The following is a 16,832-nucleotide window of genomic DNA, read 5'->3' on the forward strand; positions in this document are numbered from 1 at the left end:
ACCTATCGTTGGGGGGAATCTTATCACCCGCAATCTGCCGCGTCAACTAAACCCGACTAAAATAGTCTGGATTAGATCCGGTTGAGGATAATGGAATCAGTGCTTGGCTCTCTCAGGCGGGCTGTCTGGTGTTTGTATGAGCCGCAACATCCCTTGGGCGACTCTGCCCTTTCCTCTGGGATCCCCTGCTATCGGCAGCCTTGGGGGAGCTGATCCCAGCGCCCTGAGGTCTCTTCAACTCTTCAATCAGGCAGGTGACTTAGGCTGGGAACTGAGCCTCTACCCAACTTTATTTCCCAGGGCAACAGAAAACTTTCCCTACTGCTCTGCCTGCCTCAGGCCGGTCGCAAATAACCCTATCCGTTGCCGCCATCGCTAAGCTGGATAAGCGAGCTGAAATAACCTGAAAATTAAAAGACCGGGGATCCCGGCTATTCATTTTGGAATTGCCACCCTATGCTCAGAGTTGGACGGGACAGCATTGATTTTCTCGATCACTACGATGTGGTGGTGGTCGGCGGGGGGCACTCCGGCTGTGAGGCAGCATTGGCGGCAGCGCGGCTGGGCTGTAACACCCTCATGCTGACATTGAATCTGGACAAGATCGCCTGGCAACCCTGTAACCCCGCCGTCGGCGGCCCGGCCAAATCGCAGCTGGTGCACGAAATCGATGCCCTCGGCGGCGAGATGGGCAAAGTTACCGACCGCACCTATTTGCAAAAGCGGGTGCTCAACCGCTCGCGGGGGCCGGCGGTGTGGGCGCTGCGGGCGCAAACCGACAAAAGGGAATATGCGCGGGTGATGCGCTCGGTGGTGGAAAACCAGCCCAACCTGACGATTCGCGAGGGCACTGTCACCGATTTGGTGTTGGGGCGCAACGACGAGGTGGTGGGCGTGGTCACCCATTTCGGCACCATCTTCGGCTGTCGGGCGGTGATCCTGACCACCGGTACGTTTTTGGGGGGGCGCATCTGGATTGGTCGCCACTGGCAAGCTGCCGGACGGGCAGGGGAATTTGCCGTGGAAGGGCTGACCGACACCCTGCGCCAACTGGGCTTTGAAACGGGCCGGCTGAAAACCGGCACCCCTGCCCGCGTGGATCGGCGCAGCGTGGATTTTTCGGTCATGGAGCGGCAACCGGGGGATCCCGATGTGCGCTGGTTTAGCTTCGACCCCGAGGTGTGGGTGCCAAGGGAGCAGATGGATTGCTACTTGACCCGCACCACCCCAGAGACCCACCGCATCATCCGGGAAAATCTCCACGAAACCCCTGTCTATGGCGGCTGGGTGGAGGCCAAAGGGCCCCGCTACTGCCCCAGCATCGAAGACAAGATTGTCCGCTTTGCCGACAAGGAAAGCCATCAGATTTTTATTGAGCCGGAAGGGCGGGATCTGCCGGAGCTCTACATCCAGGGGTTCTCCACGGGGATGCCGGAGAAAATCCAGATCCAGATGTTGCGCTCCTTGCCTGGCCTGGAGCGGTGCGTCATGCTGCGGCCTGCCTATGCGGTGGAATACGACTATCTGCCGGCCACCCAGCTCTACCCCACTCTGATGACCAAAAAGGTGCAGGGGTTGTTTTGCGCCGGCCAGATCAACGGCACCACCGGCTACGAAGAGGCGGCAGCTCAGGGGCTCATAGCCGGGATCAACGCCGCCCGCCTGGTTCAAGGCAAGCCCCTGGTCACCCTGCCGCGGGAGTCCAGCTACATCGGCACCCTCATCGACGATCTCTGCACCAAAGAACTGCGGGAGCCCTACCGCATGCTCACCAGCCGCTCCGAATACCGCCTCATCCTGCGCTCCGACAATGCCGACCAACGGCTCACCCCCCTGGGGCGGGAATGGGGCTTGATCGATGACCGGCGCTGGGCCCTGTTCCAAGCCAAGCAAGCGCGCATTGCCGCAGAAATCGAGCGCCTGGAAACGCAGCGGGTGAAGGCCCACGACCTGGCCGGCATCCAACTAAGCCAACTGACGGGGCAGGGGATCAAGGGATCCGCCACCCTGGCCGAGATCTTGCGCCGCAACCAGATTCACTACTCCGATCTCCTGGAACTGGGGCTGGGGGATGCGGAGCTGGATCCCTTTGAGCAGGAGGCGGCAGAGATTGCCGTCAAATACAGCGGCTACATCCAGCGGCAGCAGAGCCAAATTGAGCAGGTGAGCAAGCAGTACCACCGCCCTCTGCCCCCCGATCTGGACTACCACTCCATCCCCACCCTCTCCAAAGAGTCGCGGGATAAGCTCTCGGCGGTGCGTCCCCTCACCGTGGGCCAGGCAGCCCGCATTGGCGGTGTCAACCCCGCCGACATCAATGCCCTGCTGATCTACCTGGAAGTGAGGCAACGTCAGAGGACGGCTGCGGCAGATCCCGTCTGTTCTTCTGTATGAGCTCCGCCCCCACCCAGGTAGAGGGAAGGGATCCCTTCTAGGGGCATGCGCGAGGCTACCCCCAGCTCCAGCGGCGAGACCTCCCCCCGCAGCCAGTGGCAGAGCCCAGCTGCCCCAATCATGGCGGCATTGTCGGTGCAGAGGGCTAGAGGCGGGATCACCACCCGCAACCCCCTTTGCCGGGCTGCTTCTGTGAGGCGGGCCCTCAGCTCCCGATTGGCAGCTACCCCTCCCGTCAGCAGCAGCGTCGAGAGGCCCAGCGCCTCGGCGCAGGCCACTGCCTTTTCGGTGAGCACATGGGTCAGACAGGCCTGGAAGCTGGCGGCAATGTCGGCAATGGGCAACTCCTGGCCTTGCTGCTGCAACTGCTGGACTAGGCGCAACACCGCCGTTTTCAGGCCGCTGAAGCTTGTGTCGTAGGGATGCTCCACTTTGCCCTCGGGCAGGGGAAAGCGCTGCGGATCCCCCTGCTGAGCCCAGCGGTCAATCTGCGGTCCCCCCGGATAGCCCAGCCCCAGCAGCCGCGCCACTTTGTCAAACGCTTCGCCGGCAGCATCGTCGCGGGTGCGACCCACCGTCTGGTACTGCCCGTAGTCCTTCATCCAGATCAAGCTGGTGTGGCCCCCCGACACCAAAAGGCAGAGGCAGGGGGGGCGCAGATCGGGCTCGGCCAAAAAGCCGCTGAAGAGATGGCCCTCCAGATGATGCACCCCGATCAGGGGCTTGTCGTGGAGCAAAGCCAAGGTCTTGGCCCCCATCAGCCCCACCAGCAGGGATCCCACCAGGCCCGGTGCACAGGTTACGGCAATGGCATCTACCTCGGCCACCTCCAATCCTGCCTGTTGCAGAGCCCTCTCCAGCACAAAGGGCAAGGTTTCCACATGCTGACGAGAGGCCACCTCCGGCACCACCCCCCCGTAAGCAGCATGAAGGTCGATTTGGCTGGCCACCACGGAGCTGAGCTGCCGTGGGGCAAACCCCGGCCAGGCCACATCCGCCGTCACCACAGCCACAGCCGTTTCGTCACAACTGGTTTCGATGGCAAGGACGCGGGGCATGGGAGAGCAAGCTGGGGAAAGGAATAGGAAAGCCTTGGGATCCTTAAATTAAGAATTGTGTGAGCTAAAACTCAGGATCCGTCGGGGCGAGGCGCTCAGGAGTATGATACTAACCGTTTAGTGCCTGTTGCTGCACTTAGCATCCCTTAGCATTTGGACAGATCCTAGACCCCTACCTCAAGGACACATCCTGCTATGCGAACCTTTTTAAGCCTTCTTTTGGCCCTTTGCATCGCGCTTGGCCTCGCCCAATCTGTGCAGGCAGAGCCCTTGATCGGTCTGAAACCTTGCAGCGAAGTTCCCGCCTTTCAGGCCCTGATGAACGAACGCCTGAGCAGCCTAGAGGAGAAGATCCTCAACGCCAGCCCTGCTATGGCCCCTGTTTACCAGCAAAAGCTGGCCCAAACCAGCAAGCGCTTTGAGCGCTACAGCAAGCTGCTCTGCGGCGAAGAGGGCCTGCCCCACCTGGTTACGGATGGTCGGTTGAACCATGCGGGCGAGTTTCTCATCCCCGGCTTGCTTTTTCTCTACATCGCCGGTTGGCTGGGCTGGGCAGGGCGCTCTTATCTGATTGCCGTGCGGAATAGCGACGAACCGGAGATGAAAGAAAGCATCATCGACGTTCCCTTGGCGCTGCGCTGTTTCCTCACGGCTTTGGCTTGGCCTGCTGCTGCTTTCAAGGAGATTGCCAGCGGCGAAATTCAAGAGCCGGAAGCGGCTGTGCCCATCTCGCCCCGCTGAGGAGCTGAGCCCGGCTTTCTAACTCGATTTATTTAACTTTTGAGAGGCGTCTATGGCTGATTTCACCAAGTTTCTCACCACTGCTCCGGTGGCATTTATCCTGTTTTCCAGCTTTGTTTTTGCCCTGTTCATCGAGATCAATCGCTTCTTCCCCGACATTTTGACGTTCTGAGTGTAGGCCAGGGATCCCCAGCGCAACCTACGCCCGGTGGGATCCCTGCTTTTTTAGGCTTTTTTCCATCCTCCTTTGAACTGAACACAGAGTTGCTGAAATGGTCGAACCCAATGCCGATCCTGCTCCGTTGAATAGGTTGAACATGAATAAGGGATACGTCACCGTCCCTGAGGGAGATCCGCAAATTGGGGATCTCTGGACACCGATCAACCACGCGCCTGTTGTCCGGCTGTTGATCGACTGGCTGCCCATCAACCGACCGGGATTGAGTTCCATTTGGCGGGGCTTGGAAATCGGTATGGCCCACGGCTATTGGCTGGTCGGCCCCTTTGCCAAGCTGGGGCCGCTGCGCAACGAGCCCATCGGTCTGCTGAGCGGCTTTTTGGGAGCCTGTGGCCTGATCCTGATCCTGACGGCGGCCCTTTCTCTCTACGGCTCTGTCACCTCGCAGCGCAACACAGGGCCGGTAAAGGGATCCCAATCTTGGAGCGAATTGGCCGCTGGCTTTTTGGTAGGGGGTATGGGGGGGGCAGTCGTCGCCTACCTGCTTTTGCTGAATGCAGATCTCCTTGTCCCCGCATCTTAACTGGAGCTATTGGCCATCCGTTGGATCATCCACAACGTCTTTAATCGCTTCTCGAGCATCCTCGACTCCAGGGTGGGTGGCTGCCTTTGTTTGCTCGGCCTTACCTTCCAGCCTTTCACGCTGATCGCTGGCCAGCTCACCCACAATTTCTTGGATTTTGCTCTCCAGATTCTTGGCAGTAACTCCAACTGGCTTTTCAAGGCTCATAACATCAGCCCCTTAACCGGCTTTGCCCTGTCTACTCGATAGCACCTTTTCTCTCTGGGCCTCGTGATCCAAATCACCTGCAAGGGGGGAAAGAGCGCGAGTCAGGCTAGCAGACCAGAGGAAGCTTGTCTTAGCATGGACTGAATCCTGCAATGAGCCGATGACAGCGGTTCTAGACATTTTTTCTGCCTATCTTTCGTGAGCTGCTGTGAACGATCTGCTGTCCGAACCCACTTCCGAAAGGCCCTCCTTGGCCGAGATTCGCCGCCTATCGCCCGCAGCCTTGGCCTACTTGGGAGACGCCATTTACGAACTGCATGTGCGGCGGCAACGGCTATTTCCTCCGGATCGACTGGAGCGCTATCATCAGCAGGTGGTGAGGCGGGTGCGCGGCTCGGCTCAGGCTAAGCTGCTGTTGGCCCTGTTGCCCCATCTCAACCCCGAAGAGCAGGAAATTGTCCGCTGGGGTCGCAATGGCTGCGGTCGCCCACCCCGGCATCTGCCTCTGGCCGATTACCAAAACGCCAGCGGCCTGGAAACAGTTCTGGGCTATCTCTACCTGGCCAATCCCGAACGGCTGCGCCATATCCTCGCCCTCACTGATGTTTTGGCTGAGACCCTAGGCGAGTGGGAAGGTTAGGATAGTCTTTCCGTCTTTCCATCTTCCACGCCCATGCCCAAGACTTCTCAGCGCAAACCTGCTTCACGGCTGTCTCGCTCGGGCAAACTGCAGCCGCGAAGGGCAGGGCAATCCGTTAGCAAGCGGGTACAGCGGCCCAAACGCCGAGACGGGGATCCCAAGCTTGCCCTCCGAGAGGCTCCAGTGAAGTCCATCCGTCGCGACGCGCAACGGCAGTGGCCCCAAGGCAAGATGGCTCCTCAACCAGTAGGCGAGCTGGATCCCGGCCTCTCCACTGGCGAGACAGGGATCTTGCCAGGGGAAGTTCAGCTTCAGGCCGACCGGAATCCGGAGACCGAGCTGGAGCAAGAGATTATCTACGGTCGCCAGACAGTACTGGCTGCTTTGAAAAGCCAAGCCACCCTCAACCGGGTTTGGATCCTGCCGAGGTTGCGCTACAGCCCCCAATTTTTGTCTCTGTTGGAAGAAGCCAAAGCGCGGGGCACTGTCATCGACGAAGTGTCTCCAAAGCGGCTGAACGCCCTCACGGCTGGCGCCAACCACCAGGGTATCGCTGCCCAAGCCACGCCTTATCAGTACGTGGCCCTGGAGGATTTGGTGGAAAGAAGCCGGCAGGCCAGCCCCAATCCAGTGCTGGTAGTCCTAGACGGGATCCAGGATCCCCATAACTTGGGAGCCATTGCCCGTAGTGTGGAGGCTTTTGGCATGCAGGGGATGGTGATCCCACAACGGCGGGCAGCAGGGGTAACCTCGACGGTGATGAAGGTAGCGGCGGGAGCCCTCTCCACCTTGCCGGTGGCGCGGGTGGTGAATTTGAATCGGGCTTTGGAATACCTCAAAGAGCAGGGGTTTTGGGTTTATGGCACCATCAGCCGAGGGACTGACCTCATCTATAGAGCCGATTTTCAACGGCCCATTGCCTTGGTGGTGGGATCCGAGGGGGAAGGGATTAGCCTGCTCACACAGCGCCATTGTGACCAACTGCTGTCCATTCCCTTGGCAGGCCGTACTGAAAGCTTGAATGCTTCTGTGGCCGCCGGCATTGCCCTCTACGAAATCCACCGGCAGCGCTCTCCCCACCACCTCAAACGTGCCGAGATTGATACATTCCTCAACAAATCGTCAATAAAAGTAGTAGAATCTAGGGGATTGCAAAAGGACATCCAATGATTGCTAGACTTGATAATGGGGGATGGATCCCGTGAGCAACCTTTTGGCCAATCTGTTGGATAAGCTGCGCGGCCTATCGGTCTGGATCGAGATCACCACCGAGGACTGTACCTACTACTACGGCCCCTTCTCCGATGAAGCTGAGGCGGAGCGGCTCAAAGGCCACTACATCGCCGACCTGCAAAAGGAAGGAGCCAAAAAGATCCAGGCTCTGGTGAAGAAAATGCGCCAGCCACAGTCTCTGACGGTGACCCGTACTCCGTCGGGAGCCCGTTCCTGATGTCTGCTACGGCTTATCAAGTAACCCTTCATCACCGCGGCCAAACCTACCGCTTCCCTGCCTCTGCGGATCAGACGGTTTTACAAGCTGCTCTTGAACACGGGATAGAGCTACCTTCCTCTTGTCAGGCGGGGGTTTGCACCACCTGTGCGGGGCGGCTGAAGTCGGGATCTGTGACTCAGACAGAGGCAATGGGGATTGGGCCAGAACTGCAGGCCCAAGGGTTTGTGCTGCTGTGTGTAGCCTATGCTACCTCCGATTTGGAGGTGGAGACCGATCAAGAGGAAGAGGTTTACCGTTTGCAGTTTGGCTCCTAACCGTGCCGGATTTCTGTTCAGGTCTACTTGTTAGCTTATGGGGGTGTGGGGGTAGCTAAGCCCCGCACTGTACCCGTAGGGTCAGTGCCGGGATACAGATACCCCCACATGGTGTATGATAGGAGTAGTTGCACAAAACGGCTTTTGCCGGAATCTGGTGCAACTACGCGGTAGGACATTCCGTGTCTGCTCGTGGAGGGTTCTTGCGTAGGCTCCCCGATGAAGCGAGAAGCCCGCTCCGTACTGCCAGCAGTCGGGGTCGGGAGTATGTCACTAGGTGTTGTAGTCATTTCGATTCAAACTAGGACACTATACCCACAACTAAAACCTTGGTCGCGTCTTCGCGTCAGCGTTGCGGAGCAATAGCGTTGCGGAGCAATAATGCAGGGGCCCAAAAGGTTTTTCTCAGTAGCCCGGCTGTCTCAGCCTAATCTGAAAATACTACATTAGTTTATATTGTTGGATTCTTAGTGTTAGAAGTTATCGAAAGTAAGTCTGTTTCCTTGGCGAGATCAGTTCTCGACTCCTGTGAAGTTGCATTTGTTGCACCTATCTCTGCCGTTGAGCTCGCCTCTCTCTGCCCCGCAACTGGAGCAATCCCTCTGTCAGCAAGTTGACCGGGAGCTGGGCCAGCCGGCTCGGCTTCTGCGCTGGAGCTTGACGGCGGTGGAGGGGGATAGAGCCTGGGTTGAGGTGGTCGCCACCACTGATGAGGGCTACTCGGATTTAGACTAGGACAACTCACTCTTAGTCAGCTTCTTGACAGACGTCTGCAAGAGTTTTCCCAATACCCCAGTGGTCTCAGACCAATCGAGAACCAACAGTTTCATTGCTACGTTAAAGAGATGGTTCATATTGATTGATGGAAATGGCTATCGGTACCCTTGCCCATTTTTGTCGTTTGGCCAATGTCTGTCTCTGCATCTGAACCAACTCCGGCTCCACTGCTGGCCGAGCAGCACCCCCCTGTCGCCCTCACCATCGCTGGATCCGACAGTGGTGGGGGAGCAGGGATCCAAGCGGATCTGCGCACCTTTGCTTTCCAACGGGTACACGGTACCTCTGCCCTGACCTGCGTGACCGCCCAGAATACCCTTGGGGTGAGCCGGGTGGATGCGCTGCCCCCCGAAGCCGTGGCCGCCCAAATTGAGGCTGTGGTGCAGGACATCGGGGTGCAAGGGACCAAGACGGGCATGTTGCTGAATGCCGAGATCGTGCTGGAGGTAGCCCGTCAGGTGGAGCGCTGGACGTTGCGGCCTCTGGTGGTGGATCCGGTGATGGTGTCCCGCACGGGAGCGAAGTTGTTGGCAGATGAGGCCATTCAGGCCATCCGCGAGCGGCTGATCCCCTTGGCCCAGGTGCTGACCCCCAATCGCTATGAGGCGCAAATTTTAACGGGGCTGGAGCTGCAGTCCCTGGCAGATATGCAAACGGCGGCCCAGCAGATTCACGCCTTAGGCTGTGGAGCGGTGTTGGTTAAAGGCGGAGGCATGCCGGGGGAACTGCAGGGGGTGGATGTGTGGTTCGATGGCGAGCGACTGGAAGTGCTGAAAACAGAGCGGATCCCCACCCGCCACACCCACGGCACCGGCTGTACCCTCTCGGCGGCCATTGCAGCACAGATGGCCTGGGGCAGGGATCCCTTGGCGGCCACAGTGGCGGCCAAAGCCTATGTAACGGAGGCGCTGCGACATCCTTTGGCCATCGGGTCAGGTCAGGGGCCAGTGGGGCACTTCTACCCGCTTCTGTCCGGGATCGGCGAACCTGTGCCATAAGAGAGAGGTCACTCTCTCTGGCTGCTATGGCTAGCCCGTCGAATCTTTCTCAGAAGGGATCCCTGCCCAAATGGCGGTTTTGGCTACCCCTCCTGCTGCAGCTGGGTATCGTTCTGCTGATACCGGCTCGGCAAGCGCTGACTCTTGCTGTCGGAACCACGATCTACCTGCAAACGGCCCCCGTGGATCCCTATGACCTTTTGCGGGGCCGGTACGTGACCTTGGGCTACGTCGTCGGTCGGCGCTCCACCCTAGAGCAACTGCCGGGTTGGTCACCTGAATTGGAGACCCCAGGGATCCTTTATCTGCGCTTGGCTCCCCCCGCAGGGGATCCCACTCAACCTTGGCGAGCAATCGGTGTCAGCCGGGAGATGCCCAAAGATTTGCAGCCTGAAGAGAAAGTGCTGCGAGGCTGGTTTGACGGGCAGCAGCTCAAGTTGGGAATCGAAGAATTTTTTATTCCCGAAGCAGCTGGAGATGCCTTGGAAGAGGATATTCGGCGTTACCCTGAAGCCACGCGGGCAGAAGTGAAAGTGGATCCCTGGGGCAAGGCAGCATTGGTCGGCCTCTGGGTAGGGGAGCATCGGTACTAAGTGCTCATTCTGCCCGGCTTTAACGCTTTAACAATTAATCACCATATTCTGACATCCGAACCCGAAGGAGAGCCGGAAAACTGAATGGGGCAGGGATCCCTATCACTTGCCCCTCGAAACCCTGAAGATGGCGAGAACCGGAGCTGTGCCATTGAGGAGCTTGCTAAGTGCTGCACAGCCTTGCTCAACACCTGAATTAGGGTCATCCCAATTGGGTCAAACTTCTTCAGCTAGAAATCGCAGGAGCCCCGCACTGTACCCGTAGGGTCAGTGCCGGGAGGAATGCGAGGTTACAATAGAACCATGACCCAAGTCCTGACCGTATCCTGCAAGCTCAAGGTGTCCCCGTCGCAAGCCGCCAAATTGGACGCGACTTTGGAGGCTTTTGGCCAAGCCTTGAATTGGGTCAACCAGAACACGCCGGAGAAAGTCGCCAACGCCGTTAAGCTCCAGTCTCTGTGCTACCGCGAAATCCGTGCCCGGTTCGGCTTGTCCAGTAACTTGGCAAGGACTACGTCCCGCTTACGCGACCAGCAGGTCTGCAGGCGGCTGGCCGGCGCCCGTAAAGTTGCCCAACAGAAAAACCGCCCCGTCAAAGCGTTCAAAGGAGACTTCGCTACCTACGACGCTCGTATCTTTTCGTTCCGCGAGAAAGACTGGACGGTGTCGCTGACCACGGTGGAGGGTCGGGAGCGCTTTGAGCTGGCGATTGGCCGCTACCAGAGAGAACGGCTGGCGGGCTCCAATCCCAAATCTGCCACTCTGGTCAAGCGTAAAGACGGCTCCTACTCTATTCAGATCTGTGTGGAAACGGAGCCATCCCCACCGCAACGCACGGGTAGAGTGCTGGGGGTGGACTTGGGAAGGACAGATATTGCCCATACGTCAGAGGGGGATAACTGGAATGGACAGCAGTTGAACCGAATCCGAGACCACTACTCCAAGCTGAGGGCGGCACTCCAACGTAAAGCCAGTAAGGGCACACGCAGTTCGCGGCGCAGATGCCGTCAACTGCTGCAACGGCTGTCTGGCAAGGAGAGACGCTTTCAGTCGCGTCAGCGTTGCGTAGCAAAAACGTGGGTCAATCATCGCATCTCCAAAGCTATTGTCTCTAGGGCAAAAGCTACCAACAGCGCTATCGCCCTGGAAGACCTGACAGGGATCCGGGAGCGCATCAACCAACAACCCCGCAGTAAAACTGAACGGCGCAGGGCCAACAGTTGGGCGTTTTATCAACTCCGTCAATTTTTGGAGTACAAGGCTCTGCGTGCAGGGGTTGCTTTGATTCTGGTGCCGCCTGCCTACACGTCGCAGACCTGCCACCGGTGTTTGCACATTCATCCCGACCCTGCGCAATCCTACCGCAGTGGAAAGAAGTTTAAGTGTGGACACTGTGGATGGGAAGGGGATGCGGATTTGAATGGTGCGAATGTGATTGCGCTTTTTGGGGCTGCTGTAAACCAGCCTAGAGGTTCGTGGTTGGCTTGCCAACTGCAGGGCTACCGAAAGCCCGCTCCGTACCGCTTTAGCGGTCGGAGTCGGGTAGTTTACGTTTTCACTTCCGAATCTCTCCTATCCAACAGGTTTTGCAACCACACCTGAATATCCCGCAGGCTCTCCGGGGAAACTTCATGGCCCATCTCGTACTCGCGATAGGTGAAGTTCAGTGGCAGCGGGGCAAAATAATCCCGGATCTGGCGGCCAAAAGCAATCGGCAAAACAGCATCAGCAGTGCCATGAACCACCAGGATGGCCAGGTGTTTCATCCGCTCCGGCTCCACCGCCTCGGCCAGGATCTCTGGAGATAGGCGCCCACTCATTGCCACCACCCCCGCCAGCTTCTCCGGCTGGGTCAGAGCCAAGTACAGGCTCATGATCGCCCCCTGGCTAAACCCCAGCAAATACACCTGCCTGGGATCCAGGGCAATACCCGGGATCCCACTGGGCAGCGTCTGTTCCAGAAAGCGGCTCAGGAGCTGGAGGCTATTGCGCGCTTGCTGGGGATCCCCCACCAGCCCTTCCGGTGTCCAGGCCATTTCAAACCAGGCAAACCCGCCTCCACTCCAAGGAATAGGGGCTCTCAAGCTGATCACCGCCAACCGAGGATCCAGATAGGGGGCCAACTGGAACAAATCCCCCTCGTGGCTGCCGATCCCGTGCAGCATTACCAACGCAGGCGCGGGTCCTAAGCCGCCCTGTCGGGGGGGCTGAACGCGGTAGGTGAGGGGGAAAGGAGAAAACACGCCACGGATCCTCAGAAGCAGAGACGGGGTATGGCCGGCCTACGCCCAATCCTGGGGCTGGCGGAGCACCTGGTAGAGCTTAGCTTCCCACGTGTCCGGCTGGGGCTCGTAGCCATATTCCCAGCGCACCAATGGCGGCAAAGACATCAAGATCGACTCGGTGCGGCCCTGGGTCTGGAGTCCAAAGATCGTGCCGCGGTCATAGACCAAGTTGAACTCCACGTAGCGCCCGCGACGATAGAGCTGGAATTGCCGTTCTCTCTCCCCCCATTCCATCCCCTGCCGCCGCTCCACAATCGGCACATAGGCCGGCAAGAAGGCGTCGCCACAGGTTTGCACCAACTGGAAAAGATGTTCCCAACTGCGGGATCCCACCCGCACCTGTAACGATGGTGGCTCAGAAGCCAGTTGTTCGGGATCCCCTTCCGCCTGGCCTTCAGGCCGATAGAGCAGCCCAGGGCGTTCATCCTGATAGTCGAAGAAAATGCCGCCAACGCCGCGCGCCTCGCCGCGATGAGGTAGGAAAAAGTAGCGATCGCACCAGATCTTGAAAACTGGGTAGTAGACGGGATCCAAGCGGTCACAGGCTGCCTTGAGGGTGCGGTGAAAATGGGCCGCATCCTCCTCAAACAGGTAATAGGGGGTGAGATCCATCCCGCCCCCAAACCACCAAACCGGCCCCGCCTCGAAATAGCGATAGTTCAGGTGTACCGTCGGCACATAGGGGTTGCGAGGATGCAACACCATAGAGGTGCCTGTGGCGTAGAAAGGATGCCCTGCCGCTTCTGGACGCTGTTTCAGAATCGAAGGGGGCAGATGGGATCCGAACACCTCGGAAAAATTGACTCCCCCCTGCTCAAACACGTCTCCCTGCTGAATGACCCGCGAGCGCCCGCCCCCTCCTCCAGGGCGTTCCCAACGGTCTTCCCGAAACTTGGCTTTTCCGTCTAGGGCCTCCAGACGGGCACAGATGTCATCTTGTAGGCGCTGCATGAATTGGCTCACCTGTTGACGGGCATCCACTGGCAGCGCTGTAGGGCTTGAGGCCAGCATTATAGTCTTCCAATCTCTCGAAACTCGACAAAAACCTCTCCAGCCCCCATCAAACCTCTCAGACTGGGAGAGCCGAACTGCCAAACTGAAGAGTTCTAACCTGGCCGGGCAAGAAACTCCCTGGAAATCCAGGCCGCTCTTGGATCTTACGTGGGAACCGCCTCATAGGGACGAAGTCGCGCCCATTTGTTCCGTTCCTCGCGAAAGCTCTGGCAGCCCACCACATCCCATTCCATCTCGGTGCCCCCATTGCGGATATTGACATTGATCTGGGGGCCCTGCGGCTCAAAATCCGGCGTCAGTGTGAGATGAGGTTGCTGATGCTGCGCTTCCACGGCATGGTAGGTGGTACAGCGATCCACGTAGTAGCAGTGAATACAAATACACATGGCTGCTGCCTGCAAGAAACGGTTCCCAATCTTGAGGGTAGCATCCTGCCTCCTTCCAGACGGCGGATCCCCTCTTTCTCAGCCGATTCTTGAGATATTTCTTAGCAAAGAGAGGCATCTCCTCGTCTCTCGTCTAAAATCTCGACATATTTCTCAGGCTGAGGCTTGATCTGCCCTTAGGATCAAACCATCCAGGCTATCCAGAGGAACTGCCATGAACACCCACACCCGCTACCGCTTCACCTGTACCCTCTCCTTTGGAGATATCTACGGCCAGATCATCGTTTGGCTGATTGTCATCTTTGCCAGCTTGGCCGCTGCCCTCTCCCTGATGAATAGCCCCCTCTACGCTTTTCTCACCATTGCTCTGATTTTGGTGATCTCCCTGCCTTTCCTGCTCTTCGCCTTCGTGACCACCCTGCTCAATCACATCGAGTTTGCCGTTGTCCCTCCTGAGGAAGAGGAAAATCGCGCTGCTGCTGCCGCTAAGTCGCCCGTGGCCGTCAGTTAGAAACAACTGGCAGTCGGTTGGCGCTTGTCGGATGGATCCCTTGCCCCAAAGACACCTGTGCTGAGTTAAAAAAACCTTGGCTCTCTTGGTCTAGCGCTTGAGTTGGCCCCTGCAAGGCGAGCAAGCGGGTAGCCTTTTATTGGCATTTTATTGGCAATTGTTTTACCAAAGAATTGGGTCTAAAGCCCTGCCGTTCACGGCAGCTTTTGTGCTGTACTCTAGACCAGTAGTAGAGTAGTCAACCACTTAAAAAACCCGGTAGTCCGGCGACTACGCAAGCAACCTAAATAGGTTTTGCCCTTTCTCTTCAACGGTACTTAGGGCAGAAGGGAACTGCCCCGCTTGGGGAGATGGGCACCGCTGTCGTAAAGGGGCAACCCGATACGGCAAGTGCTGTCTTGGAACCAAGAGCCAGAATCCTCTGCCTTTGGGCAGGGGAGTATGGTGACATCCTCCCGGCGCTCCTCCTGTGGACAGAGCGCGGGCCACCCTTCCCGTCAGCAGGACGGAGTCCTTACCTCGCGGTCGGGCATTCCTGCCCCACGCCACTTGTCTGGGTCTACAACCCCCGACAGACCGACTGAACAGGCAGTTTCCCTTCCCCAGCCTCCCTGGCTACTGCCAGCTCGCAAAACAAGTCTAATCCCAGGGAACGGTGCATCGGCAGACAGGATGGACTCCTGCACCCAGGAACCCCTGTCCACCGGCCAAGAGCAAGATGCTATCCACTCGTTGATTTCCGGCAAAGTGTAGTTGTATACGTCCCGGCCAATCTCCAGCCACGCCAACAGCAAGGCCTCCGTCCCGCTGACGCGAGCGGCTTGTTGGGAGGCATCTGGATCAATCCGGTGCTTGTAGGTTACACCAGCATAAGTAGGTTTTGCTACAGATTTCGCTCAGGGGTATGGTGGGGATCCCTGTATCCCGGTGCTCACCCTGCGGGTAGAGCGCAGGACTGATTGCCCCCGCACCACCGTTAGCTAAATCGTTGAGTTGCTCTGCAAGCTAAGATCGGCAAACCCTGTTCCATCGATGAGGATCCGCGTCGGCCATGATGACCGTAATGGAGTTTTTCGCCCTCAGTGCTGGGGAGTGGATGTGCCAACGCACCAGCCATCACTTGGCTTTTCGCCGCTCTGAGGGTGGGAGGTCGCGGCTACAAATTGCCACCCTTGCGGCAACCGATCCAGCAGTCATCCGGGTTTGCGAGTTGTTCAGGGTGGATCCCCGACGAGCTGTGGGAGCAGCGCGGGTGCGGTGGGATGGCGAGCAGGAGTGGGACAACGAAGAGTACAAGGGAGACGTGGTGCTGGTACCTATCCCCGATGAGACCGATCCCATGCGCGGGCAGTTGCTGCGGGATCAGGGCTACGCTGAGAAAGTACCGGTGGCCGGTACCTATGTCATGGGATCCGATGGCGCCCTTACCCTTTACACCCAGTATGAGATGACTGAGTCGGAAGAGCGCATTTGGTTTGCCAGCCCCAACTTGCGCCTGCGGGCCAGCACTGTCAAGCGGTTCGGTGGCTTCAGCATGGCTTCTTTCTGCTCCGAGGTGCGTAAACTCTCCGTCGGCCCTTCTCCCACCCCTACGGTGGCCGAATCCAGCTCTTTCCGCAGCTAGAGCGTTTTCTCCTCAACCGCAACACGGGTTGTGCCATGCACCAAGTCTTGGATCTGGGGATTAACCTGCTCCACGCCAATCAACACCAGGCCGACCACAACCGGGAGCATTTTGATGCCTGGGGAGTAACCTGTCTGAACCTCATGAGCGCGCCGGGGGCGGGTAAGACGTCTTTGCTGGAGAAAACCGTGGTCGCTCTTGCCGGCTCGCTGCGCCTGGCGGTGATCGAGGGAGACATGACGACCCAACTGGACGCGGAGCGGTTGCGTCGCTACGGGATCCCGGTGATTGCCATCAACACGGGGCGGGCCTGTCATTTGGATGCGGCCATGGTGGCCGGGGGCTTGCAGCAATTGGAAGCACTGCTGGATCCCCAACAACTGGATTTGCTGCTGGTGGAAAATGTCGGCAACTTGGTCTGCCCGGCGGAGTTTGAGGTGGGGGAACACGCCAAGGTAGCACTGCTCAGCGTCACAGAAGGGGAAGACAAGCCTCTCAAGTACCCAATCATGTTTCGAGAGGCGGATTGTCTGCTGATCACCAAAGTGGATCTGGTTCCTGTGTTGGAGGTGGATTTGGATCGGATCCAGGCCAATATCCGCGAGATCAACCCTTCTGTGCCGATTTTTTGTCTTTCTGCCAAGACGGGTGACGGGCTGGAGCCCTGGCTGGGCTGGATCCGAGAGCAGATTCTCCTGGCCCAACACCGACGGCAGCCGCAGTGAAGGGTATCATACTGAGCATCTAGCCGTGGAACTGATACATTTACGCTGAACACTGCTGAACATCACTGTTCAACTATGCAGCGATAGCATTCTGTTTGTTTCCAAACAGAATGGCGGTATCCCGCAAAGCTTTGAGTAGAATACCCAAAGCGCAGTTTCCGTGTCGTCTTACTACCAATTTTCTGCTTTGCTTTGGCTACCATGTTGGCAGACTCGAAAGTAAACAGAAAGATCAACTGGTAGTAATCCGTACTGAACATATTATACATTATTTTCAGTATAGTTGAGCTTATTATTGACTAGAGTCATGCTCTCCTCACCTGAGCTGGCCAGGCAGGGGATGAGTTAGCA

At 58.0% G+C, this 16,832-nt stretch carries 20 protein-coding genes and 1 pseudogene; 15 read left to right on the forward strand and 6 right to left on the reverse strand.

Going from position 1 to position 16,832, the window contains the following annotated elements:
• Nucleotides 1-456 precede the first annotated feature (456 nt).
• Complete coding sequence (mnmG, locus tag ACVWZJ_RS00510; protein WP_457393897.1) at nt 457-2,394, forward strand: tRNA uridine-5-carboxymethylaminomethyl(34) synthesis enzyme MnmG; 1,938 nt, start codon at nt 457-459, stop codon at nt 2,392-2,394.
• Here the strand turns inward: mnmG and tsaD are convergent.
• Complete coding sequence (gene tsaD / locus ACVWZJ_RS00515) at nt 2,352-3,452, reverse strand: tRNA (adenosine(37)-N6)-threonylcarbamoyltransferase complex transferase subunit TsaD (RefSeq protein WP_457393900.1); 1,101 nt, start codon at nt 3,450-3,452, stop codon at nt 2,352-2,354. The two genes, mnmG and tsaD, sit on opposite strands and share 43 nt — an antisense overlap.
• A gap of 195 nt (nt 3,453-3,647) precedes the next feature.
• On the opposite strand from tsaD, the gene ACVWZJ_RS00520 reads away from it, so the two are divergent.
• The 3 genes from ACVWZJ_RS00520 (at nt 3,648) to ACVWZJ_RS00530 (ending at nt 4,954) form a co-directional block, all read left to right on the forward strand.
• Nucleotides 3,648-4,193 carry a photosystem I reaction center subunit III gene (locus ACVWZJ_RS00520; protein WP_011434364.1) on the forward strand — a complete coding sequence of 182 codons (546 nt, stop codon included), beginning with the start codon at nt 3,648-3,650 and terminating at the stop codon, nt 4,191-4,193.
• A 52-nt stretch (nt 4,194-4,245) separates the two neighbouring features.
• Entirely contained in the window at nt 4,246-4,365 is a 120-nt protein-coding gene (locus tag ACVWZJ_RS00525) for a photosystem I reaction center subunit IX (protein WP_011434365.1), read from the forward strand.
• 100 nt (nt 4,366-4,465) lie between these two features.
• A complete protein-coding gene (locus ACVWZJ_RS00530; protein ID WP_457393903.1) occupies nt 4,466-4,954 on the forward strand; it encodes a photosystem I reaction center protein subunit XI in 489 nt (162 codons plus the stop codon).
• Nucleotides 4,955-4,960: 6 nt separating this feature from the next.
• Here the strand turns inward: ACVWZJ_RS00530 and ACVWZJ_RS00535 are convergent, their stop codons facing one another.
• Nucleotides 4,961-5,161, reverse strand: a complete 201-nt coding sequence (locus ACVWZJ_RS00535; protein ID WP_041436874.1) for a CsbD family protein — start codon at nt 5,159-5,161, stop codon at nt 4,961-4,963.
• Between the two features lie 208 nt (nt 5,162-5,369).
• Here ACVWZJ_RS00535 and ACVWZJ_RS00540 point away from each other — a divergent pair, with 208 nt between their 5' ends.
• The 8 genes from ACVWZJ_RS00540 (at nt 5,370) to ACVWZJ_RS00575 (ending at nt 11,538) form a co-directional block, all read left to right on the forward strand.
• A complete protein-coding gene (locus tag ACVWZJ_RS00540) occupies nt 5,370-5,801 on the forward strand; it encodes a ribonuclease III domain-containing protein (protein WP_457393906.1) in 432 nt (143 codons plus the stop codon).
• Nucleotides 5,802-5,834: 33 nt separating this feature from the next.
• Complete coding sequence (gene rlmB, locus ACVWZJ_RS00545) at nt 5,835-6,971, forward strand: 23S rRNA (guanosine(2251)-2'-O)-methyltransferase RlmB (protein ID WP_457393909.1); 1,137 nt, start codon at nt 5,835-5,837, stop codon at nt 6,969-6,971.
• A 22-nt stretch (nt 6,972-6,993) separates the two neighbouring features.
• Nucleotides 6,994-7,251 (forward strand): DUF1816 domain-containing protein, encoded by a 258-nt coding sequence (locus ACVWZJ_RS00550; RefSeq protein ID WP_414384163.1) that lies wholly within the window; start codon nt 6,994-6,996, stop codon nt 7,249-7,251.
• Entirely contained in the window at nt 7,251-7,568 is a 318-nt protein-coding gene (locus ACVWZJ_RS00555; RefSeq protein WP_011434371.1) for a 2Fe-2S iron-sulfur cluster-binding protein, read from the forward strand. The genes ACVWZJ_RS00550 and ACVWZJ_RS00555 overlap by 1 nt, the downstream gene beginning before the upstream one ends.
• Before the next feature lie 528 nt (nt 7,569-8,096).
• Complete coding sequence (locus tag ACVWZJ_RS00560) at nt 8,097-8,303, forward strand: hypothetical protein (protein ID WP_414332282.1); 207 nt, start codon at nt 8,097-8,099, stop codon at nt 8,301-8,303.
• A gap of 173 nt (nt 8,304-8,476) precedes the next feature.
• Complete coding sequence (gene thiD, locus ACVWZJ_RS00565; protein WP_457393912.1) at nt 8,477-9,343, forward strand: bifunctional hydroxymethylpyrimidine kinase/phosphomethylpyrimidine kinase; 867 nt, start codon at nt 8,477-8,479, stop codon at nt 9,341-9,343.
• A 26-nt stretch (nt 9,344-9,369) separates the two neighbouring features.
• A complete protein-coding gene (locus ACVWZJ_RS00570) occupies nt 9,370-9,936 on the forward strand; it encodes a GDYXXLXY domain-containing protein (RefSeq protein ID WP_457393915.1) in 567 nt (188 codons plus the stop codon).
• 303 nt (nt 9,937-10,239) lie between these two features.
• The gene (locus ACVWZJ_RS00575) at nt 10,240-11,538 is read left to right on the forward strand and encodes an RNA-guided endonuclease InsQ/TnpB family protein (protein ID WP_457393918.1); all 1,299 of its coding nucleotides are present in this window, start codon (nt 10,240-10,242) and stop codon (nt 11,536-11,538) included.
• Here ACVWZJ_RS00575 and ACVWZJ_RS00580 read toward each other — a convergent pair.
• From ACVWZJ_RS00580 to ACVWZJ_RS00590, 3 genes are all read right to left on the reverse strand, one after another.
• Nucleotides 11,484-12,179: an alpha/beta hydrolase gene (locus ACVWZJ_RS00580; protein WP_457393921.1), complete on the reverse strand. Its 696-nt coding sequence runs from the start codon at nt 12,177-12,179 to the stop codon at nt 11,484-11,486. The genes ACVWZJ_RS00575 and ACVWZJ_RS00580 overlap by 55 nt on opposite strands.
• 39 nt (nt 12,180-12,218) lie before the next feature.
• Entirely contained in the window at nt 12,219-13,232 is a 1,014-nt protein-coding gene (hemF, locus tag ACVWZJ_RS00585; RefSeq protein WP_414349961.1) for an oxygen-dependent coproporphyrinogen oxidase, read from the reverse strand.
• A gap of 146 nt (nt 13,233-13,378) precedes the next feature.
• A complete protein-coding gene (locus tag ACVWZJ_RS00590; RefSeq protein WP_011434378.1) occupies nt 13,379-13,621 on the reverse strand; it encodes a Ycf34 family protein in 243 nt (80 codons plus the stop codon).
• Nucleotides 13,622-13,835: 214 nt separating this feature from the next.
• Here ACVWZJ_RS00590 and ACVWZJ_RS00595 point away from each other — a divergent pair, with 214 nt between their 5' ends.
• The 3 genes from ACVWZJ_RS00595 to hypB all read left to right on the forward strand — a co-directional run bounded on the left by ACVWZJ_RS00595 (nt 13,836) and on the right by hypB (nt 16,481).
• Nucleotides 13,836-14,132: a hypothetical protein gene (locus ACVWZJ_RS00595; RefSeq protein WP_011434379.1), complete on the forward strand. Its 297-nt coding sequence runs from the start codon at nt 13,836-13,838 to the stop codon at nt 14,130-14,132.
• A gap of 1,054 nt (nt 14,133-15,186) precedes the next feature.
• Complete coding sequence (locus ACVWZJ_RS00600; protein ID WP_011434381.1) at nt 15,187-15,756, forward strand: phycobiliprotein lyase; 570 nt, start codon at nt 15,187-15,189, stop codon at nt 15,754-15,756.
• Between the two features lie 35 nt (nt 15,757-15,791).
• Nucleotides 15,792-16,481: a hydrogenase nickel incorporation protein HypB gene (hypB, locus tag ACVWZJ_RS00605; protein WP_414343585.1), complete on the forward strand. Its 690-nt coding sequence runs from the start codon at nt 15,792-15,794 to the stop codon at nt 16,479-16,481.
• Between the two features lie 73 nt (nt 16,482-16,554).
• On the opposite strand, the pseudogene ACVWZJ_RS00610 reads toward hypB, so the two are convergent.
• Nucleotides 16,555-16,738: pseudogene (locus ACVWZJ_RS00610) on the reverse strand (hypothetical protein); the annotation flags it as partial.
• Nucleotides 16,739-16,832 lie beyond the last annotated feature (94 nt).

The organism is Thermostichus sp. OS-CIW-29 (genome assembly GCF_054058195.1).